13 protein-coding genes and 2 pseudogenes are annotated in these 22,075 nt (G+C 62.4%); 8 read left to right on the forward strand and 7 right to left on the reverse strand.

The window, feature by feature from the left end; genetic code table 11:
• Positions 1–111 precede the first annotated feature (111 nt).
• On the forward strand, positions 112–1,353 hold the full coding sequence (locus tag CAURIS_RS11140) for an Nramp family divalent metal transporter (protein ID WP_290342137.1): 1,242 nt from the start codon (positions 112–114) through the stop codon (positions 1,351–1,353).
• 20 nt (positions 1,354–1,373) lie between these two features.
• On the opposite strand, the gene CAURIS_RS11145 is transcribed toward CAURIS_RS11140, so the two are convergent.
• Positions 1,374–1,748 carry an ectoine synthase gene (locus CAURIS_RS11145; RefSeq protein WP_019193516.1) on the reverse strand — a complete coding sequence of 125 codons (375 nt, stop codon included), beginning with the start codon at positions 1,746–1,748 and terminating at the stop codon, positions 1,374–1,376.
• Positions 1,749–1,920: 172 nt separating this feature from the next.
• Here CAURIS_RS11145 and dcuC point away from each other — a divergent pair, with 172 nt between their 5' ends.
• Positions 1,921–3,330: a C4-dicarboxylate transporter DcuC gene (gene dcuC / locus CAURIS_RS11150; RefSeq protein WP_019193517.1), complete on the forward strand. Its 1,410-nt coding sequence runs from the start codon at positions 1,921–1,923 to the stop codon at positions 3,328–3,330.
• Positions 3,331–3,407: 77 nt separating this feature from the next.
• Entirely contained in the window at positions 3,408–5,216 is a 1,809-nt protein-coding gene (locus CAURIS_RS11155; RefSeq protein ID WP_290342139.1) for a magnesium transporter CorA family protein, read from the forward strand.
• Positions 5,217–5,223: 7 nt separating this feature from the next.
• On the opposite strand, the pseudogene CAURIS_RS11160 reads toward CAURIS_RS11155, so the two are convergent.
• Positions 5,224–6,440 (reverse strand): annotated as a pseudogene (locus CAURIS_RS11160) (amidohydrolase).
• Between the two features lie 147 nt (positions 6,441–6,587).
• Between CAURIS_RS11160 and CAURIS_RS11165 the strand changes: the two are divergent.
• Positions 6,588–7,442, forward strand: coding sequence for a GDSL-type esterase/lipase family protein (locus CAURIS_RS11165; RefSeq protein WP_290342140.1), 855 nt, complete (start codon positions 6,588–6,590; stop codon positions 7,440–7,442).
• A gap of 31 nt (positions 7,443–7,473) precedes the next feature.
• On the opposite strand, the gene CAURIS_RS11670 is transcribed toward CAURIS_RS11165, so the two are convergent.
• Positions 7,474–7,863 (reverse strand): DUF1963 domain-containing protein, encoded by a 390-nt coding sequence (locus tag CAURIS_RS11670; RefSeq protein ID WP_353959238.1) that lies wholly within the window; start codon positions 7,861–7,863, stop codon positions 7,474–7,476.
• A 59-nt stretch (positions 7,864–7,922) separates the two neighbouring features.
• On the opposite strand from CAURIS_RS11670, the gene CAURIS_RS11170 reads away from it, so the two are divergent.
• The 4 genes from CAURIS_RS11170 to CAURIS_RS11185 are packed head-to-tail and all read left to right on the forward strand — an operon-like array spanning position 7,923 to position 14,417.
• Positions 7,923–9,395, forward strand: a complete 1,473-nt coding sequence (locus CAURIS_RS11170) for a DUF3375 domain-containing protein (RefSeq protein ID WP_290342141.1) — start codon at positions 7,923–7,925, stop codon at positions 9,393–9,395.
• Positions 9,396–9,983 carry a DUF4194 domain-containing protein gene (locus CAURIS_RS11175; RefSeq protein ID WP_290342142.1) on the forward strand — a complete coding sequence of 196 codons (588 nt, stop codon included), beginning with the start codon at positions 9,396–9,398 and terminating at the stop codon, positions 9,981–9,983.
• Complete coding sequence (locus CAURIS_RS11180; RefSeq protein ID WP_290342143.1) at positions 9,980–13,330, forward strand: ATP-binding protein; 3,351 nt, start codon at positions 9,980–9,982, stop codon at positions 13,328–13,330. The genes CAURIS_RS11175 and CAURIS_RS11180 overlap by 4 nt, the downstream gene beginning before the upstream one ends.
• Positions 13,317–14,417: a Wadjet anti-phage system protein JetD domain-containing protein gene (locus CAURIS_RS11185; protein WP_290342144.1), complete on the forward strand. Its 1,101-nt coding sequence runs from the start codon at positions 13,317–13,319 to the stop codon at positions 14,415–14,417. The genes CAURIS_RS11180 and CAURIS_RS11185 overlap by 14 nt, the downstream gene beginning before the upstream one ends.
• Before the next feature lie 295 nt (positions 14,418–14,712).
• On the opposite strand, the gene CAURIS_RS11190 is transcribed toward CAURIS_RS11185, so the two are convergent.
• The 4 genes and pseudogenes from CAURIS_RS11190 to CAURIS_RS11205 all read right to left on the reverse strand — a co-directional run bounded on the left by CAURIS_RS11190 (position 14,713) and on the right by CAURIS_RS11205 (position 22,065).
• Positions 14,713–19,206, reverse strand: a complete 4,494-nt coding sequence (locus CAURIS_RS11190) for a PDDEXK-like endonuclease domain-containing protein (RefSeq protein WP_290342145.1) — start codon at positions 19,204–19,206, stop codon at positions 14,713–14,715.
• 283 nt (positions 19,207–19,489) lie between these two features.
• Positions 19,490–20,665, reverse strand: coding sequence for a Fic family protein (locus tag CAURIS_RS11195; protein WP_290342146.1), 1,176 nt, complete (start codon positions 20,663–20,665; stop codon positions 19,490–19,492).
• A gap of 100 nt (positions 20,666–20,765) precedes the next feature.
• Positions 20,766–21,136: pseudogene (locus tag CAURIS_RS11200) on the reverse strand (restriction endonuclease); the annotation flags it as partial.
• An 8-nt stretch (positions 21,137–21,144) separates the two neighbouring features.
• Complete coding sequence (locus CAURIS_RS11205) at positions 21,145–22,065, reverse strand: restriction endonuclease (RefSeq protein ID WP_290342147.1); 921 nt, start codon at positions 22,063–22,065, stop codon at positions 21,145–21,147.
• Positions 22,066–22,075 lie beyond the last annotated feature (10 nt).

A 22,075-nucleotide genomic window follows, 5' to 3' on the forward strand; every position in this document is an offset into this window, starting at 1 on the left:
TCTGTGAAACAGGGTGCAGCTATTGTGACCCAGAACACGCGTCCGCGCCAACGTATCTGGAAAAGGGCTTACGATAGTTCATATCTCGTCCCCAACCGAAGTGGAGCAAACATGTCTGGCAGTACGTCCGTCAGTGGAGGGGAGGGGCTCCGCAGGGCAGGCTGGGTCGGCCCTGGCTTGGTCATCAGCGCCTCCTTCATCGGCCCCGGCACCGTCACCACGGCAACAGTGACGGGGGCGAGCTTCGGCTTCGCCCTGGCGTGGGCGGTCGTCTTCTCCGTCCTCGCCACGATCATCCTGCAGGAGATGTCGGTGCGACTCGGGCTGTCCGCCAGGCTCAGCACCGGCGAGGCGCTGCGCAAGACCTTCGAGCACCCCGTCAGCCGGGGGTTGGTGACGGCGCTGGTCGTCGCCGCCATCGGCATCGGCGGCGCGGCCTACGCCGGCGGCGACACCACTGGAACCTCGCTAGCGATCAACAGCGTCACCGGGCTGCCCATTCCGGTGCTGGCGGGCATCATCGCCGCGGTCATCATCGCGCTGTTCATCACCGGCAGCTACAAGGTCCTCGAGCGTTTCATGTCGGTGCTCGTCGCCATCCTGGCCGCGGTGTTCGTCATCACGTTCATCGCGGTCCGCCCCGACCTCGGGGAGCTCATGCGCGGTATCTTCCAGCCGAGCATCCCGGAAGCCGCCGGGCTGACGGCGATCGCGCTGGTGGGTACCACGGTCGTGCCCTACAACGTCTTCCTGCACTCGAACCTCGTGCAGGAAAAGTGGGGCGACGAGAGGCCGGACGTGGCGCTGAAGAAGGGGCGGACGGACACCGCGGTCTCGATCTCCGTCGGCGGCCTAATCACGCTGTCCATCATGTCCACGGCCGCCGCCGTCATGTTCACGCAGGGCCTCGCCGCGGAGTCGGCCGCCGACCTCGCCGAGCCGCTGCGCCCCACGCTCGGCGACTTCGCCCCGTGGGCGCTGGCCATCGGCCTCTTCGCCGCAGGCCTGACCTCTGCCATCGCGGGCCCGCTGGGCGCCGCCTACGCCATCAGCGGCGTGCTCGGCTGGTCCTCGGACCTCAAGGACCCGAAGTTCCGCGCCTTGTTCCTCACCGTCGTCATCATCGGCGCGATCATCGCGATTACGGGCGCCGACCCGGTTCAGGTGATCATCCTCGCCCAGGCCGCCAACGGCATCCTGCTGCCCATCATCGCGGGCTTCCTGCTGGCCATCATGAACAACAAACGCCTCCTCGGGGAGCACGCCAACGGGGTCGTCGCCAACGTCCTTGGCGGCGCCGTCTTCCTGGTCACGCTCGTCCTCGGAGGCATCTCGCTGTTCGACCTGTTCTAGGCCGGTTTTGAGGCCGGGTCCTAGTACGAGCTGAACCCGTCGTCGGTCAGCTCGTGCTTCTCGTCGCCGGTGATCGCCGGGTTGAAGACGCTCACCAGGATCAGGTCCTCGTCCTTGCCGCCGCGCAGGTAGTGCGCGTCGTGCTCGTCGAGGACGTAGATGGTGCCCGGGGTGATCGGGTAGACGTTGCCCTCGGTGTCTTCGACCTCGCCGGAGCCGCCGATGCAGTAGCAGGCCTCGAGGTGGTTGCGGTACTGCAGGCGCGACTCGGTGCCGGCCTTGACAACCGTGTGCGCGACCGCGAAGCCCATGTTGTCCTTCGCCGTCAACACGCGCTCGCTGGTGCCGCCGCCCCACTCAACAGTCTCGACGTCCTCACGGGAACGGGTAAACATTCTGAATCCTCCTTAGGTTTAGGTGCCTTACGGTCTCGAGGGTACAGAGATGTCCCGGGGCGGGCTTTTGCTTAGCGACGCCCGACTATTGCCCCTATGAAACTCACCACATCATGGCGTTCAACTGTGGATTCACCGAGCGCAACCTGTAGGCCAGAAATACACTTGAACTATGGTCTACATAGCCATCGCCATTGCGGCGATTATTGCGGTTGGGTATTTCATCTACAAACGGGTCCACGCGGCATCGGCCATTTTCGCGGTGGGCGTCCTCCTTCTCATGATCGCCGCGGCGACGGGCCGCGTCGACCACACCGAGCTGGATATCGAGTTCACCGGCAACGCGTTCTACGACGAGCTGCTCGTGGTCGAGGAGCTGTTCAAGTCCCGCTTCGCCGGCACCGGCATGGCCATCATGGTGCTCTTCGGTTTCGTGGGCTACATGCGCCACATCGGGGCGGACGCGAAGACGGTCGTGGCACTGTCGCGCCCGCTGCAGCGCTTCAACGGTTCCTACTGGCTGGTCCCACTCGGCTTCACGGTGGGGACGCTGCTGTCCTTGGTCGTGCCTTCGGCGAGCGCGCTGTCGCTGCTGCTGGTGGCCACGCTTCTGCCCGCCCTCATCGCGGCGGGGTTGAGCCCGCTGACTGTGGGGGCCATCATCGTGACGTCGTCGACAATCGTGCCCACGCCGCTCGAGGCCGGCCTGATCCAAGGTGCGGACCTGGTGGGAATGTCCGTCACCGAGTTCACCTTCGGCAACGTGGCCAAGGCGACGATCCCGGCGCTGGTGGTCATGGCGTTCGCCCACATGTGGTGGCAGTGGCGCTGCGATAAGAAGGACGCGGCGCGTGAGACGCTCGATTCGGACGTCACCACCTCGCCCGCCGACTCCGACGACCGCGTCGCCGAGGCGATGAAGCGCGCCGAGGGCCTGCCCGGCTTCTACGCCATCCTGCCGCTTCTGCCGCTGGTGCTCATCATCATCTCCGCCATCCTCAACCGCGCGGGCGTGGTCGAGTTCGAGGCCGACATCCTCCCGGTCACCGTGGTCTCCCTCATGATCACGATGATCATCGAGGCGATCCGCCACCGCACTGTCTCCGAGGCGCTCGACGACCTCAGCCACTTCTTCCGCGGCCTCGGCGAGGGCGCGGGCAGTGTCGTGGCCCTCATCGTCGCCGCCGCCATCCTCGTCGAAGGCATCACCCAGATGGGCGTCATCGAGGCCCTGACCTCGCTGGCTGGCGACTCCTCCGGCGCCGCGGTGGTCATCGTCCTCATCTTCGTGGCGGCAACCGCCCTCATGGCCATGCTCACCGGCTCCGGCGTGGCGCCCTACTTCGCCTTCTCCGAGATGGTGCCGGGTCTGGCTGCCAACTCCACGATCCACGCGCCGCAGATGCTCGCCTCCATCTGGGCCACCTCGAACACCATGCGCCAGGCCTCGCCGGTGAACGCGGCGGTGCTCATCGTCTCGGGCGCCCTCGGCGTCAACCCGATCGAGCTGGTGCGCCGCACGATCGTGCCCATGTTCGCCGGCGCCGCGGTGGCGGTGCTGTGCGCGTTCCTGTTTATCTAACCTAATGCCGTCATCTCATTACTCTGGGGCAGCGTTTCTATACTGAGCGAAACGCTGTCCATCTATGGAAGGAAGCTGTGAATTCCGTATCTAAACCGGCGGGCTTCAAAACGGCCAATGACGCCCGCCGTGAGCTCTACAAGGCACAAGGCGCCAAGTTCTTGCTCCGCGAAGATTACCAATGCGACAGACAGCCCGAATGGCGCCTTGTTCACTTCGCAATCATTCTCCCCGTTCCCGCTTTGCCCGATGGCTTCACATGGCCCGAAAGGTGGGTGCCTGGCCGCTTTCGTGGTATCAAAACAGTGGAATACGCCAAAAAGGGGGCAGACGGCCGATTTCGTCGCGCACGACGGGGCAACGGTCCAGATTTCGACTACAGCCCCCGCGTCTTTCACAAAAGCGCTGGTACCTATTTCCGCGGGCCGCTCGCAAGCTCACTCGGGGCGGACGCGCTCGACGCACGCGTTAAGGAGGATGAGGAACCGCAAGAGCGGCCCGAACAGCGCGAATCAAGCCCCGCAACGGTCATAGCGCGTCGCTACATGTTCGAAGCCGACCTTACCGAGGAGCAAGAACATATCCCACCTCAGGTCGACACTGAACCGTTCCACTGGGATCTCGAATACGACGAGGACCACCCGCACTCCAGCATGCGGTTGATCAGTGCTGAGGTGCTCACGTACACCGGCCCGGACCTGTACAATCTCAAAAACGACGAGCGGTTCCCCTTCTCCACAACTTTCCTTGTGCTCCATGTGGTTGCCGAGCACTGTTCAGGGAAGCAGCTGGAGTCGATCAACTATTCGCTCACGAGGCCAAGAAATAAAATAAATAAGCGCGCGAAAGACAGCCTGCTGGAAGGGGCCGTAAAGATTGTCAACAAACGCCTCTTCCCTAACGAAAAAACAAATCCTTGGAGAGTGACAAAGGGCGGTTACATCGATTTTTCCCACACACTCTACAACAGCAGACAACCCGCAAAACCGTATTGCATTACAGTGGCCGTACCGGGCGGGGAGGAACTCCCCGAACCCGAGCCCATCAAAGGCAAGCAACACGACGAAGACACGTGGCCGGTGCACGACAAGTGGGCCTGGTTCCTTGCGTCGCGCTTCGATCAGTACACCACCGACATTCCGGCCTTCACGGAGGCCTCGCTCGCCGCGAGTATCACCACCCGCTACCGCGACTGGACAGTCCACTCCAGCGACGAGGGCCTCGCGTTTGTACGTCGTGGCCCCCTAGAAAACTCTCAGAATATGTTCATCATGCTCGCCGGTACGCGTTTCGTGGACCTCGTTATCCTTACCCTCCGAGCTAGGACCTACCTTGATCGTATCGCTGCGCAGCTGCGCCAGCTTTCCTTCTCCGAAGTGCTCAGGGTCCTCGACAAGGGCGATCCCACCAACCTCTCGGACACCGACCACAAGTTGCAGCACAGCCTGGCGACCTTCTCCAAGGTGCAAATGGAGTTCGTCTACTTGCGCGATCACCTGTGGTATGAACGCGTCCCACGCCGCGAGGTAGCTACGACAATCCTGCGAGACATTCTGGTGAAGACGGGCGCCCGCAGCGACTTCGACGACATCTCTAATGAGCTCGAGCTACGCAAGGACGTGTATACCACGCAATACAACTTTGCTCGCATTCGTCTCGACCGGATAAGGGCCGAAGAACTCGAACGAGCACAGGAAATCCGAGAGAAACGCAACATGACTCTCGCTTTCGCCGCGGTGGTCCTAGCCCTCCCTGGACTATTCGCTCTACTTCCCCCAGCCGGAACAATGACGCTATTTTGGACGTGCCTAGCGCTCATCCTTGTATTGGTTGGCGCTGTGTTCTGGTACCAGCGGCGCAACCGGGAGAAAAGAAGCGAAAACTAACCCAAAACTACCCCAGGTACGCCAGCGCTGCCGCTGCCGCTGCCAGCGCCTTCGCCCCCGTTTCCAGCGTCGGCTGGGGGAGCGGGGCGAAGGTCGGGCTGTGGTTGGGGATGACAACGCCCTCCGGCGCGCCGCCAAGGTACCAGTAGCAGTAGGGCGCCCGGAAGGCGTCCGGGATGCCGGGGAAGTCCTCGGAACCGGTGAGTGGGTCCGCGGGGTGGATGCGCTCGGCGCCGAGGCCGGCGGCGATGCCTTTGCGGACTCGCTCAGTCACGTTCTCGTCGTTGTCGAGGACGGGGAAGGTGGTGTGGGTGACAATCTCGGGCTCGCGCTTCGCCCCCGCCGCCCGGGCCTCTGCGCGCACGATCCGCTCGATTGCCGCGAGGATCCGTTCGCGCACCTGCGCGTCGTAGGCCCGCACGTTGAGCCCCAGGTGCGCCGAGTCCGGGATGACGTTCGGGCGCGTGCCCGCGTGGAAGGTGCCCACGGTGACCACGCCGAACTCGAAGGGGCTGAGCACGCGCGCGACGATCGTCTGCAGGTTCTGCACGACCGCCGACGCCATGACCACCGGGTCCACCCCGAGGTGCGGCATGGAGCCGTGGGAGCCCTCCCCGTACAAGGTGATCCCCAGGTTGACTGAGGTAGCCATCACGGGCCCGGCGCTGAGCGCAACGTGGCCGGCGGGCACGTGGTCGCAGAAGACGTGCTGGCCCAACACCACGTCGGGGCGCGCCACCTTGTCCACCAGGCCATCGGCCACCATGGCCCGCGCGCCGGCGCCGTTTTCCTCACCGGGCTGGAAGAGTAGCTGCAGGGTGCCGGACCAGTCACCGCGGTGGGCCGCCATCATTTCGCCCATGGCAACGAGCGACGCGACGTGCACGTCGTGGCCGCAGGCGTGCATGACGGGCACGGTGTTGCCGTCGGCGTCGGTCGCCGTGTCCGTCGAGGCGTACGGCAGGCCCGTTTCCTCCTTCACGGGCAAACCATCAAAGTCCGCTCGCAGCATCACCGTCGGCCCCTCGCCGTTGGTCATGGCGCCCACGACGCCGCCGCCGACCTCGACAACGTCGTATCCGAGGGCAGTGAGCTTATCGACGATCACCCCCGCGTCCTCTCCTCCCTCATCGACAGCTCCGGGTGGCGGTGCAGGTCGCGGTATAGCTCCTCCTGGCTGCCCCTGACGGCGTGGTAGTGGTCGAGGACTTTCTGGCTGCTCATGCGTTCCTTTCCTAGGTGTTTTCTTTCACCTTAAGCCGCTCCTCCGGACAGTTGCGGACACGCTGAAGGTGTTACTTTTTTGACGCGTCCCCTATCTTTTCATATCCTTTTGCTATCGACTCCTATCGTTGAAAGGATTTTTCCAGCGTGAAGATCGCCCGCGTCGCCCTCGGCGTCCTTACCGCCCTGTCCTTGGCCGCCGGCCCCCTGGCCCCCGTGTCGGCTGCGCAGCCCGCGCCGAACGGGAACATCGTCACCCTCGGCGACTCCTACACCGCCAACCCCGACGAGATTCGTAATGCGCTCCGCGGCGTCCAGCTGCAATCCGTGCAGGACTACGTCAACGATTACCCCAGCACGGGCGGGTGCCTGCAGGCGCCGAACAACTGGCCGCGCAAGCTCAGCGCCGCGACCGGTGCCCCGGTGGCCGACTGGTCCTGCACCGCGCAGACCTCCCAGACCGTGCTCGGGCGCATCGACGCGGCGATTAACCACGGCGACCTCCACCCCGGCACGCGCAGCGTGGTCATCGCCGTGGGCATGAACGATTACGGCCCCTTCGGCATCGCACAAGGCTTCACCCCGTGGTTCCCCTCGACGATGCGGGACGACTACGTCCAGAACATGCGCATCGCCGCGGACAAGATCCGCGCCGTGGCACCGAACGCCAACATCGTCCTCTCGGGCTCCCTCGCGGTGTCCGAGCCGGCGCAGCCGCACATGTTCTGCCCGATCAACGTGGTCCCGGGCGCCCCGATCGGTTTCCCGCTCCCGCACCTCCAGGCGGTCGAGCACAACCAGCGGGCCGGTGCCGAAGCGATCGGTGCCGAGTTCGTGGAGATGCGCCTGCCCTCCGCGGGCCACACCGCCTGCAACCGCGATGCCTCCCAGCGCTACGTCGCCGGCGCGCTCGACACCACCACCCCCAACACGACGATGAGCCTGCACCCCTCCGACTTGGGAAGCGAGTTCATCACCCAGCGCCTCGCGCCGGTGGTGTAAGGGCGCTGCTCGCGTGCGGGGAGCAGGGTACTCACGCTGCCGCCGACGATGGCGGAGTGCCAGATACGGCGCTTCTGTGTCTGATCTGGGCGATGAATGCGTAGGGGATACCGCCCGGGCCTGCGGGCCATTCAGCGCCCTTCGGCAGGTCGGGGAGACCGCCAACCCGCGAGGAACCCAAAGGAACCTCGGCGACCTCACCAGGTTCCACCCCGATTTCCTCGATGAGGTACGCCAGCGCCTTATCCGACAAACTCTGCCGGCAGGAAAGCGGCCGCCGCGGTGGAGACTTCCTTCGTGTCCTTGAACATGGGGCCAGTGTAACGGGGGGCGAGTGGGCGCTACTCGAAGTGTGACCTGCACTCCGTGGACGTGGCGGATCATCAACCGGGTGAGGAGGGGGGGCGTCGATAAGCACCACGCGCCCACCCGTTCGATTGGTGGCCGGTCCGTGTCGGCGCCCCTTGCTAAGTTGAGTTCATGAACCGAACGACGGCGGTTGCCGACACCCTCACCATGATCCGCCTTGCGGACTCGGTCCCGGCGTGGGTGATGTTGCGCGCCAAAAACGCGCCAGCTGTACTGTCAGTGCTCAGCGCGGTGTTTCAGTCCAGTAACCGACAGGTCGCGGGCACCGAACTGACGCTAGCGGTCGACTCGCTGCTCGTTGATATTCGGGAGCAAACCGACATGGAGCTCCCCAAATCCGCCGTGGCGTACATCAACGATTGGGTCAAGGCCGGTTATCTCATCCGCCGCAGCCCGCAGGGAACACGTGATGAGTTCTACGAGCTCACTACGGACGCCCACGTGGCAATCGACTATGTCCGACAGCTGGTCAACCCGCAGCGCTCGGTAACCAAGTCCCGCCTGGACACCCTCTTCACGGGCTTGCACAGCCTGGCCGCGGAGACGGACCCCGATGAGGCGACCGCTATTCGACGCCTCGAGCAGCAGCGCGATCAGCTGCAGGCGCGCATCGAGCAGATCCGTATGAACGGGGTCGGCATCATATCTGATGCGGAGGCCGTGGAGAAGGCGCGCGAGATCCTGGCCCTGGCGAGCGATTTGCCGACGGACTTTTCCCGTGTACGGGAGGAGATCGAGGAGGTCGACAGGGATCTGCGGGAATCGATAGTCGATGAACAACTCAACGCCGGCGAGGTGTTGGACAACGTGTTTCGGGGTGTGGATCTGATTACCGAGTCCGAGGCGGGAAAAGCCTTCAACGGCTTCTACGAGGTCTTCCTCGACCCGGAGCGATCCAAGCAGTTCGACGCGACTGTCAGCTCCGTGCTGTCCCGTGATTTCGTGGACAAGCTTGATCCGCTGGAGCGAACGGAGCTGGCACAGCTGGTAGACACACTGGATACCTCCTCGGGGCAAGTCCATGACTCGATGACGGGCCTGTCCAGATCGCTGAGAAGGTTCGTGCAGTCCCGCGAGGCGGAGTCGCAGCAGGCATTGACCAGGGCGATCACTACCGCCCAGCAGCTCGCTCTCCAACTCGCGCAGCGCGGCATCAAACCCTACGAGTCCATCGAGTTCGATCTGGAGTTGACCACCCGGCAGCCGACCTCGCTGTCGAGCTGGGAACTCTACGACCCGATGGAGTACCGCATCGAGCCCAACATGGACGTCAACGAGTCGGGGGAGATCGACTTTGAGGCGATGCGCGCGAGGATCCGGGAATCCGAGATTGATTGGGAGGAGCTGCGCCGGGCAATCAATGCTGTGGTGGGCAGGAGCGGGAGGGCGTCGATAAGCGACGTGCTTTCCGCCCACCCCGCAACCCAAGGCTTGGCGAGCGTCGTGGGACTGATCAAGCTTGCGCACGACCACGGCGAGCGGGCCGACGGCACCGAGTTCCTGCACTGGCAGCGCCCAGGCGGAAAGAGTTTCCGCGCCAGGTATGCACGATTCGAATTCGGCGAAAAGATTGGACACGTTTAGATGGACAACAAGCTTCATGAGACCGACACCGGCACCCTGACCGGCCTGCAGCGCCGGGCGCTGGCGGAGCTCATCCGCGGCCCGTACGTGTCCAGCATCAAGGCACCGGAGGTGTTCCAGACTGTGTCGGGTTCGCGGGAGCTGCTCGCGCAGCAGCTGGATAATCTCTTTCTCACCCTCATCGTCGACGACAACGCAGGTGTCGCCTACACCAAGGCGTGGGACGTGGAGGTGCCTGACAAACGCGCTCTGCTGCGGAAACAGTCGCTGACGTTCATGGATACGGTGGTCATCCTGCATCTGCGCCGCGAGCTGGTGACCACCAACCCCAACGAACGCACCATCGTGGACGAGGACGAGGTGTTCGAGGCGACCCTGCCGTACCAGGGCCACGGGGGCACGGACAAGACCAACCAGCGCAAACGGTTCACCGCCTCGTGGAACAAGATGAAGACCTACTCCATCATCGTGTCCACCCCCACCGAAGGCCGCTTCGAGGTCTCCCCGGTACTGCGCATCATCTTCTCCGGCGAGGAAATCGCCGCCGTCACCGAATCATTCCGCGCACTTCTGGAGGACGAGCAATGACCGCCATCATCCCAGGCCAATTTCGACTGTCCCAGGTCCAGGTGTACAACTGGGGAACCTTCGACAACCTGCACACGGTGAACGTAGCGCGGGAAGGCTTCCTCATCACGGGCCCATCGGGGTCGGGCAAGTCCACGCTTATCGACGCCCTCTCAACCATCCTGGTGCCACCCAGCAAAGTCCGCTTCAACGCGGCTGCTGACAGTCACTCCCAGTCAGGACGAAACCTCGTCACCTACTGCCGCGGGGCGTGGCGCCGCGAGCACTCTGTCGAGGCCGACGAACTGACCCAGTCCTACCTGCGCCAGGGAGCGACCTGGAGCGGCGTGGCGCTGCGCTACGACAACGGCGCCGATGGCGTGGTCACCGCCTGCCGGCTCATGTTCCTGCCAGCGAACGCCTACTCGCGCCAGGAGATGGTGGACCTTTACCTGCTCCTTCCCCGCGAGGCGAGCCTGACGGAGTTCGAGCCCCTGGCGCTGAAGAATCTGCCTGTGACGGAGGCGAAAAAGCAGTACGCGTCCGCGCTGCACGTGAGCCGCAACCACCCCCAGTTCATTGCGGCGCTGCGCCGTGCCGTCGGAATCACCGACGAAGGGGCCTTGGATCTGCTGCACCGCACACAATCCGCAAAAACGCTCGGGGATCTCAACCACCTGATGCGCACATTCATGCTTCCGGAGCCGGAGACGTTCGCCATTGCGGAGCAGGCGGCGGAGAACTTCACGGACCTGCACACGGCGTATTCCTCTGTGGTGGATGCCCGCGAGCAGATCGAGCACCTGCTCCCGGTGCGGGTAGCGGCCGAAAAACGCTCGGACGTGGCCACCGAGCTGCTCACCGTCAACGAGGAACGCGAGCACCTCGAGCTGTTCATCAATACATGGAAGCAACGATTCGCCCAGAAGCAGCGGGCCCAACTGACGTCCGAGCTCGCGGCCATCGACGGAACCATCACCGCGGAAAACACCCGGCGCGAGGAGAATGCAGCGGAGCAGGACCGACTGCGCACCCTCATTCACGGCGCGCAGGACTCCTCGCTTGTCGCCGCAGAGGCGCGCCGCGATGCCCTGCGCGAGCAGCTGAAACGGGTGACGCAGGCCGAGACGGACTACACGGAGAGGCTGAAGGTTCTGAACGCCGCGATGCCGGGAACAGTCGACGAGTTCTCCAACCTCCGGCTGCAGCTCGAAGCAGAGCGGGACAATCTACGCCAGCAACAGGCTGACAGCGAAACCAAATTGGAGCAGGCGCAGGGGCGTGTCTACGAGCTTGTCACCATCAAGAACAACCGCATCAAGGAGCTGGAGACGCTGCGCTCGTCCGGCTCCGCGATGGACAGCCGGTTGATTGGTGCGCGGTCCCTCATCGCGCAGGTCGCGGGCGTCAGGGAGAAGGACCTTCCCTTCGTCGCGGACCTGATGAGTATGAGGCAGGGTGAAGACGCATGGCAGGGTGCTGCAGAACGTGTCATGGGTGGCTTCGCCCGGACACTTATCGTGCCGGAGGAGCTGTACGCACAGGTCTCCTCCGCGATCAACGCGACGCACCTCGGGGCGAAGGTGTCCTACACCCGATTCAGCCCCCAGCTGGAGAACCAGCGGCCGCCTTCGTTTGTGCAGGGCTCGCTGGGCCAGAAAATTGACGTCGCCGAGGGGCGGTTCCACGACTGGATTCAGACCCAGCTTTCGAAGAGTTTTGACCACCTCTGCTGCGAGACCATGGACGAGTTCCGGGCCGCCCGGCGCGCCGTCACCCGCCAGGGCTTGGTGAAACACAACCCGCACGACCACGTCAAGGATGACCGCAGCCGCGTCGAGGACAAGTCGCGGTGGGTTCTGTGGGGCAACCTGGACGACAAAATCGACGAGCTCCAGGCGGCAGTTCGCGCTGTAACGGAGAAACTCGGCGCTGCCACACGCTCGCGTGACCTGATTAAAGATGCCCTGCACACACAGCGCATCCAGCTATCCACCATTGAGCGGCTGCTCGAAACGAGGGACTTCGCCGACATCGATGTAGCCGCCACGACCGCTCAGCTTGGCGACGCTCAGCAGCTTGTCGACGATCTGACCGACGGTAACACGGAGCTAGCGGCCCTGAAGAAGCAACTCTCGTCGGCTCAGGCCGCCCGGCGGGACATAGAGAAGACTCTGGAGGAGCTTCTCGGGACCCGGGGCGGACTGCGCACCGAGCTCCAGCGGGCGGAGGCGATCCTGGAGAAGGCACGGCTGCAGGTGGGGGAGCGCGAGGTGCCGGCGGAAGTGGACGCACGGCTCGAGGAGCGTTGCCACGCGATCGATCGCTCCATCCGCGCCGACAACATCGACCGCCTTTCACACCGGCTCACCAGGGTCATTGAGGACAGGCTGGCGGCGCTGAAAGACCGTTCCAGCCGCTACGACAGCCAGCTTCGCGACGCCATGAACCGCTACCTTCTGCGCTGGCCACAACGCCAAGGCGATCTCAGTGCCGATACAGCCTGGGAGAAGGACTTCCTCAAAGAGCTTGCGCGTCTTGAGTCCGATGATCTGCCGCGCTTCGAACAGCGCTTCCGGGAGATGCTCCGCGACCAAACCCACAAGCACCTGGGAAGGTTGCGACGGCTCATCCGGGACGCGGCGACAAAGACGCGCAACTCGATTCAGATGATCAACGACTCACTGGCGGAGGTGGAATTCTACCCGGGCACGCATCTGACGATCGAGGTGCGCGAAGCGCAGCCAGCAATCACCCGGGGTTTCGTTGAGCTTCTCGACGCCGCAATGGAGGGCATAATCAACGACGCTGACCAGGAGGAAAGCGAAAAGCGCTTCCACAAACTGCGCGCGGTGATCGACGCGGTGACGGTCTCCGACAACACCTCACCGCGCGAGCGCCAGCTGCGGCTGGACACACGCGAACACGTGAAGTTCCTGGGTGTGGAGTACAGCGCCGACGGGGCGCGCGGCGCGGTCTACGACTCAGCCGAGGGCCTGTCCGGGGGCCAGGCCCAGAAGCTCTCCTCCTTCTGTCTCGCGGCGGCCTTGCGTTACCGGCTCACGGGCACCGGGATGTCCGCCTCGCAGGCTCGCAACTCGACGGTGCAGCTGGACGGGGAGATCTACCCGCGCTTTGGCACCATCGTGCTCGACGAGGCCTTCGACCGAGCCGACACCGAGTTCACCCGCGCCGCCATGGACGCCTTCCGCCAGTTCGGGTTCCACATGATCCTGGCCACCCCGGAGAAGCTACTGCAGACGGTGCAGGATTACATCGGGGGAGTGCTCATGGTCGAGTGCCCCGACCGGAAGCGCTCTCGGACAAGTTCGCTGACCATCGAAGAGGTGGCGGATGAAGACGCCTAGAGAGGTGCGCGCCCGGGCTGCGACGTTCTACTCGCGCAACCACCGCGCGTGGCTGGGCGGCGAATTCTCCGGGCTGACCATCAACCTCCAGCCCCCGACGGGCAGGGCCGCAGAGCGTGACGACGGCCTTTCGGTGCGCTCCTGGATCGACGAGTGGAATCGCAGCACCATACCCTCCGTGTGGGAGGACAAGAAGCTTGGCTACCTGGGCACCTACTCGCTACCCGCGCGCGTGGAATTGAACAATCCCGCAGCCGCCGCCCGCGTGGCCGGCGAGGAGAGGCACTGGAGCAGGATCAACACCGTGCTGGACCACGTCTGCGAAGAACTCGGAGACGACGTGCGCTCTCCATTGATCGGACGCCTCGCCGCGTGGGAGGTCTGGGACGATGTCACTGTCAACCAGTACATCGAGGTCATCAGCTGGCTGCGAACCCACGACCCCACCGACTACTACATCCGCGAACTGCCCATCTTCGGCGTTGACACAAAGTGGTTGGAGTCGCGCCGAGCCGTCGTCGAAGCCGTGGCCGGGCCGCTACAGTTCCGGCCGAAGCCCCAGATGGTGGAGCTGCGCACTCTCGACAGTGCGGGCGCGGCGAGACATTGGGCCTGCCCCGTCACAGATATCGGTGCTTTGCCTGCCGAAAAGGTGCTCATCGTGGAGAACCACCAGACCTTCCTTGCCCTGCCGAAGCTGGACAGCACCGTGGCCGTCTTCGGCGGTGGACTACACGCCCACACGCTCGCCGCGCAACTTCCAGAACTTGCCGAGGCAGACGTTCTGTACTGGGGCGACCTCGACTCCCACGGCTTGTACATCCTCGATATCGTGCGCCGCTACCTGCCTCACACCCGGTCCGTCCTCATGGATATCGACACAGCGCGCGATCACGAGGACTTGGCGGTGGAGGAACCGCAACCCAGCCGCTTCACCCCGCGACTGCTCACCCCGGCCGAGACGTTGACGCTCGAATTCCTGCGTGGTCGCTCATCAGGCGGATGCCTGCGCATCGAGCAGGAGAGAATCGTTTTCGACTACGCAGTGCAGCGTTTGCGGCGGGCTGTGCAGGGGGAGTACAGCTAGCTGCACATCGCGTAGGGTCTCATGACTGTGCGAGGCAGCCGTGACATGCCACAATGGCTGCCAAAGACGTTTCACGTGAAACATCGGGCATTACGGGGCTTGGGGCATTACGGGGCTTGCCGATGTCCGGTGCGGGTGGCAAAGCCGTCGAGAAGCGCGAGCACGGTCAAGTCCACGACCCCGCAGCGGCTTATAAGGCGGGTAAGAGTGGTTCCCACGAGCACATCACGCGACGCATTGGCATCGCTCCGCTGATGACGTCGCGCGGTGTGTGTCTCGGCCAACGCCCCTCGCTTCACCGAGCCGGTGCTCCTGAAATCTCCGTAAACGACTCGATGACCTCGACGTTTTCGCTCACATCGGCGGCATTGTCCTCCGCCGTCCACGGGGTAACGCCCTCTTCGTCCAGCTTCGACATGATCCTTTCGATCTGCTCGTTTCGATCAAGGTAATAGTCCGATTCAAATACGCGAACGAACTTCCACCCGAGCCTTTCGAGCTCTCGTTGCCGGCTTTGGTCTTGAATGGCATATTCCTCGCTGTGCCAGTAGTCGCCGTCGCATTCCACCGCCACGCGAGAATTTCTCCCCTGCACGACGAGATCGATCCGGCGCCCGTAGGTGTCGAACTGGGGTATGACGTAGTACCCGCGAAGGACCAAGTCGTTGTACACGCGCTGCTCAAATAGGGAATCGAATGGCTCCACCCTCTCGTCCGAGGGTACGGGAGCCGAGTGACGAAGCTCAGGCCGGGCCTGCGCAACACGGTAGGCGTACTCGAGCAGTTTGAAACGGACGTCGTCGTGATTGGGCAGTTCTTCCTTACCAATGGAGTGGAACAACCACACCTGGTCTTTTGCACGACTCACCGCGACGTTGTAGCGCTGGATGTACATTTCCCTGGTCAACGAGGACAGGCGCTTACCTTGCGGAGATGGAGTGACCATGGAGAGAAAGATGACGTCTCGCTCCGCGCCCTGGAAATCTGCTGGTTTTCCTACCTTCAGATCTCGGTCTGCCCAAGCGCTCGGCGGCAGAGCATCAAGCAGTCGCGATTTGATGTAGCTTTCTTGGCTCGAGGAGCTCAGAAGCGAGATGACACCAAATGTCTTCCCGTCATATCGGGGGTCATCAAGGGCTTCGATAAGGCGCGACACTAGAGCGTCCGCCTCGACCTTGTTAGCGCCCTTTTCCCCGGTCATAAACGCATTGGGAGTATGAGTGATACGGAACGGTGCAAGCCGGTCCGCCTCGACCATGCGAACGGGTTTGAGCTCAATGTTGTTCGGACGGTAGGTGAGTTCGTTGGAGAACTCGATGATCTCCGGAACGCAGCGGCGGTGTTCGTCGAGCGCAATACGGCCCCCGTAACGCATATTCGCGTCGTCGAAAAGGGACCGTTCAGGATCAACCCAGGCGTCGACATTGGCGAAGTCGTACAGGTACTGGCGCGCAATTCCTTGCAGTTGTTCACGATTTTGGCCAACTGCGGAAGGCGAAACCTGGTGGTCGTCACCAATAACCACAATTCGAGGTGCGAGATACTGCAGGAAGATGGCGTCTACACCGGCCTGAGAAGCCTCATCGACGATGACGACGTCAAACATGTTTTGCTCGAGCTCGAATTGCTCGACGACCTTGTAGATCGGCATGATCCAGACGGGCACCGCACCCTGCGCACGTCGCAAATGCTTGCGCACATCACGACGATGCCTCTCTGCGTACTTCCCCGTCCCCTTGCCTAGGCGCTTGACCGCCTGGGCATACGCCACCATGGTCTCTCGCATTTCACCATTGATGCGCTCGCTGCCGACTGCAGCAGCCCACGCTCGCTGGGCAGCCAACGTCGCAACCTTGTCGTGAATCTCCTCGTCTATCCGATGGATTTCAGCGAGAGGATCACCTTCACCTTCATCTACCCGGATGGATGCTTCGTTGCGAGCCCGGCACCAGTTTCGTGCACCCTCCGCGTCATATAGAGAAGTAGTCCACTCGCCGGTCTCGGTCGGCTGCATGAGTTTGTCCGCCACGTCTGCCGACCACACACGGATTCGAGAAAGATAGCCATCGAGCTCCTGGGCAACCAAACCCGTCTCATGGAAGGCCTCTCCCTCAGCCAGTGCCTCCTGGTAGAGACTGACGTTTCGGTCTCGGACAGCCTCCTGGTAGCGGCGCACCCATCGATGCAAAACGCCGGAATATCCTAATTCTTCGAGGGTGTGCGCTATCCGCTCGTACTCCGCTTTAGCGTGCTCGTGCTGAGCCTGCGCGTCGGCGTATTTCTCAAGTGCGGGCACGGCCTCCGCCAGCGTGTGAGCTTCCTCGCTTGAGGTCGCAAGGTCGAGCTCGCGCAAAATGTCGCGACTGGCCTTAATGCTCGACAGGGTCTGTATATATGCGGTAAAAGATTCGAGGTCAGCCTCAAGCCTGCGGAGAGTCTCTCGCGGATTGGTTGTATCAGCGTCAATATGGGGCCACTCTTCACGCAATGCAGAAAGTCCCCACTCGAACTCCACACGCGCCAGGTAGAAATCGATCGCTTCAACCGTGACCGGGGGCATGCCGTTGACACGCACGCGCTCGAAGAACGGCCCGGCTAGTTTCACGACACTCGAAGTGAATAGACCGATTTTCACGGAGCCATCGGGGCGGACCGTAATTTTATTCCCATACGCAAGATAGTCACGGAGGCTTCGAGCAATAGGCACAAATTCGTCGAGATCACAATCGGCGTTAATTCGCTGCAGACCGTCCATCCCCCCGACCATGGTGGCGAGTGCAGCAACTTTCTCACTCAACGCCGACGCTTTTTCCATCGCGCCAGCGATGTCTCGGTCACTCGAGTTCTCGCTGTATTCCCGGCTCCAAGGGCCTTCGACCTCACCCAGTTTTCGGCGTGCCGAATCATAGGACAGCACAGCGGTGCGTGCGTCCTGCCGCTGCTCAGGGTTCAATCGCTTCCAGATCGATTGGAGTCTCCGCGGGAGTGCTGAGGACAGCTCTTGCACGGCTTGTGCAGTGGAAGCGAGAGCGTCGACCCCAGCTGCGAACTTCGGCGCTGGCACAAGATTGTCCGGGCTCAGGACGTTGTCACCGCGATAGTCAAGGCGGCCGCGAACCTCACTGTTCGAGATGAGCTCATTTGTCCGTCGCACCTCGTCGGCATCCAGCGGGAAGGGAACTTCGAGGTCTTCAATCCTGACCGAATCAATCCATCCGTATCGATCCTTCTCCGCTTGAACTTTTTCGATGGCCTGGGGCAGAGGAAGAGAGTACCCCTCGACCGAGACTTGTTGCTGGGCTCGTTCAAGCTTCGATGCCCACTCCCGCAGGGTGCGGGTCCGATCCTCGTGCAATTTATCCAGGTCGTAACGAAGCGCAGTAATCGCCTCAGCGGAGTCTTCCGCATCGAAGTTGGAAGATTTCGCCTGGATAGTCGAAATCGCCGTCCTTAGCTCCGCCATTTCGCTTGTCGACGAACCCACCACCGAAACTGCAAGCTCCTGAATCTCGGCCGGCAGCTTATCCCGCAGCTCGTACAATGCGCGCTCTGTTTCCGCTGTGACTAGAACTCGCTTCCCCTGTGCTAGGAGGTGCGACAGAAGGGCGGCAGCCATGTGGGTTTTACCTGTTCCAGGAGGCCCCTGCACAATGGTGTGAGCATGGCTGTCGACGCGCTCCAATACGCGTTGTTGCTTGTCATTGAGGGGAAGCGGGCTGAATAGCTCGCCGCCGACGGTTGCCAAAGCGCCGGGGGCCGATGACGATTCAAGCTCCGGAGAAAAATTGGGGTCCACCAGAGGGCGAAGTCCCTCCGGGACCTCGTTGCCATTACCTATATCTTCCGCGATGCTCCGGAACGTGCTGGCAAGGCCCACCATACGGCGGGGGCGGAGAATCAATGCTGGCGCCCACGCGATCACAGGCTTCTTTCCAGCAGCGGGGACCGTCAACGTGTCGGCGTACTCCGCTGCGGACGCAAGACCATTCGCGGCATATTTTCCTAGTTCAGCGGATTCTTCTGGGGAAAGGGGGTCCCCCTCGAACTCCGAGACTCGCACACGCAGGTCCTCGATGAACCTGCCGTCCTCAAGGTGGTCAAGGGGGACTGCCTCAAGCTCCGCCCGCAGGGACGCCTGCTCACCCAGCGAGACTGTGATCGAGCCTTTCACCTTGTCCATTGCGGTGGTAAGTGGAACGGTGAACAAATGCCGGTCAACCTGCACCGATAGACCATCATCCCAGTGAAGCTTTCCAAGCCCGAGTACGAGTTCGAACTCATCGGATTGCTGGTTGGTCTTGGTATGAATATCGAACAGAGTGCGGTAGACCTCCATGGCGCGAGCGTCCGTCGCCCAGGCCTCCCATTGCGCCAGCCACTTTTCGGCGCGGCTGCGGTCACTCTCCGAAGGACTATTTTCTTCCCCAGGACTGCGGAGAGTAGGCCTTTTGAATGGGTTTTCCGCGTCCCCTACGACGTGGTCCTCCAGACCAGATGGCAGGTCAGGGAATTCACCGACAGTAGGTCGGTCGAATTCAAAAACGAGATCGCTCGGAGCCGACTCGTGCAGAGGCGTGGCATGGCTACCAAAGATCCCCTCGAGTTGCCGGGCGACCGCAACTTTGAGAGTCGAGGTTTGAATATCTTCCAGTAACTTCTGGAAAGTGACAACCGTTCCTCCCTTATCCGTGTATTCGGATACTTTGCGGACCGGAGTCTCTTTGAGGGACTGCACATCCGCGAGAAACTGAAATAGCCGAGAGGCCTTGTCGGAGCTATCCCCTGCCAAAATGCACCACTTTCCATGTACTAGAACGACCGACCAGCAATTGGACGCTATTGAGAATACAGCGTTTTAGGTCGCACCTCTCAGAAAACTGAAAGAGAAATTGCTGAGGATCCAAGCTAGGACCGATCAGGTTGCGCCGGTTAGCGTGGTGTATCTGTGACTGCCGGTGAGGCGCCTCATGATGGTGCACGGTGGCCATGACAGCTTCTATCGAAGCACCTGCTCCTTCTCCCCGTAAGGAAACGCCGCAACGCCCTCCGGAGACGCTTTACGCAAAACGGGCTCAAGGCGCTGTGCGACGCCCGCCGCGCGTCGCGAACTCGTCGAGAAGCGCGAGCACCTCGACCGCCCTCCACGCGCGGGAGCGCTTATCCAGCATCGCGGACGCCAGGATGCCTGCCTCCTCGAGGGAATCCAGCGCATTTCGTGCGCTGACCTGGCTCGCACCAAGCTCATCGGCGACGATCTTCGAGGTCACCACCGGCCGTTGCAGCAGGAGGGGGATGAGGCGCCACACCAGCGCGCCGCCGCGGGCGGTCAGCGTACCTTCCCATTCTTCTCGCAAGATGGTCAGTTCGGTTGCGAGCCACGTCCCCCTCTCCACGGCGCGGCGAGCCGAGCGAACGAAGCGCTCGATGATCTCGTTCGGTCGGCCCGCCCGGTAGGCATCGAGCGCAGCGAAGTAGGAATCGAGATCCCCCAGCAGCCCCGCGGAGAGGGGCAGCGACGTCTCCCTGGTCAGGCCGCGCTGCCGCAGCAGCACGTGCACGAGTGCGCGCCCCGTCCGGCCGTTGCCGTCCGCGAAAGGGTGGATCGTCTCAAACTGGGCGTGGGCCAGGGCAGCGTGCACGAGAATAGGCAGGTCACGGCGCTTATTGAAAGCCTCGAGGTCTTCCATCAGCGCGGGGATGTGCGCATGGTGCGGGGGCACGAACAGCGCATCGCGCGGGTACATGTCGTGCCCGCCGATCCACACCGGCTGCTCGCGGAGCTTACCCGCGATCTCCGGGGCCGACTCCCGGAGAAGGACGTCGTGCATGTGAAGGAGCACGCTTGTCGACGCCCCATCCATCGCCGTCGCTTCCTCCATCTGTTTCGTGTTCGCGACGATCAACCGGGCGTTGGTGCCGGCGAGGTCCGTGAGTTCCGCTTCCAGAATCCGGCGCGCGGACGACGTCAGGTGCTCAATCTGGCTGGACGCGAACGACTCGCTGCGCAGCAGGAGGGGAGTGAAGGGGAGAATTCGGTGCGCATCGCCCAAGTCAAACTCTTTCACCGCGAGCGTGGCGTCTTCCACCTCCGACACCATGTCGGCGTCAAGGTCGAGCTGCGCATCCGCGATCGCAGGCACGACGGCGCTCCTGTATGTCGACGGGGCGTTACGCAAGGCACGGCGAGAAAGCCCTTCCAGCGACGAGCGCCAGGGCAGTTCCTCAAAATCGACGGATGGCCATGTCATACGCCCAAGATATCTACTCAAACTTTCGGTAGTGCCACAACACGACAGTTTGAATGTCTATTCTTTCTCCTCTGGCCACATGGGAAAGGTTGCGCGCCTCCTACTCAAACTTGTCAAACCAACCGAGGTCCACGGTTGGACGAAGCGTTACCCGGGCTCACCGTCCTCCCGAACGAGCTCCGCTAACCGGTCACCACTTATCAGGTCGGCCGTCGGGATTGTGGAAGTGGCAGCCTTTCGTGCGCTCTCCGTGAAACAGCTCAATGTCACGATGATGGCACGCTCCGCCCCCTTCGTTTGCGCATCGCGCTGAAACAGCGCCACCGTCTCTCGGCCGATTGGTTTGCCCTCAGGTGCGTATCGTTTCACCTGCACCGCGACTCGCGTCGAAAGAACCGAGCTCAGCGGGGCGGTGCCGATTGCGTCGACCCCCTCGTCGCCCGGACCATCTGAATGCTGAAGTTTTAATCCTTGGCGCGCTACTCGAAGTAATCCTCGTCGATTTCGACGATTTTAACGGTGCGTTTAATCTGCACGCCGACGCCGTGTTTGATCATGAGCTTTACCAGTAGGGTGCCGTCGATAAGCACGACGCGTGACTGCACAGAATTTGCGTAATCGGTTGCGGCCTTGCTAAACGACGCCGTGGTGAGAAACACTCCCTGCGAAGCCTGCGCACCGTGGAGGGCGCCGACGAATGCCTGGACGGCTGGACGCCCGATGGAGGAGCTCATTTCGTAGCGTTTTGCCTGCACATAGACGCGGGATAGACCCAAGGCGTCTTGGTCAATGATGCCGTCAATACCGCCGTCATTAGACAACTGCGTGCGCGTTGCGGCGCCGAAAGAACCCCCGTAGCCCATGGCCATGAGTAGATCAAGCACCGCTTGTTCGAAAAACGCCGGCTCACGATCATGGAGGCGTTTGAGCAGATCCTCCGCCACCATTTCTTCGTTGCGGCGCTGCCCGGCCTCGACCTGCTCCAGGGGTGTGAGTTCGGTTTCGCTCTCGGCGCTGTCGGCCATCAGCGTTTCGGCTGGTCCAGCAGACGCCCCTGCCGAGCGGAAACGCTGATAAGCCTCACCACTTTCAGAGCGTAACTCCGCCTCCGACATCCCGTTCGGGTATTTGGCAAGCAAACGGCGCCCCTCATCGGTGATCTGCCAAAGTGCACGGGCGGGAGAGGTGATGGCGTCGGCCTTGGCGAGGTGGGTGATGGCCCAATTACCGCGATTCAAGTAGCGCGCTCCACCGGACGCAATCACTACTGAGCGCTCATCTTCACTAATCCTCATGATGTCTGCGGCAGCGATGACCAAATCACGCCTCCGATAAATGTCGCCGTCCTCTAACACCTTTAGGCATGGTGTCAGGTATTCGTCCCACGTCCGCGCAGTCATTTCGGTCCTC

The sequence above is a fragment of the Corynebacterium auris genome, from assembly GCF_030408575.1.
Lineage (GTDB): Bacteria > Actinomycetota > Actinomycetes > Mycobacteriales > Mycobacteriaceae > Corynebacterium > Corynebacterium auris.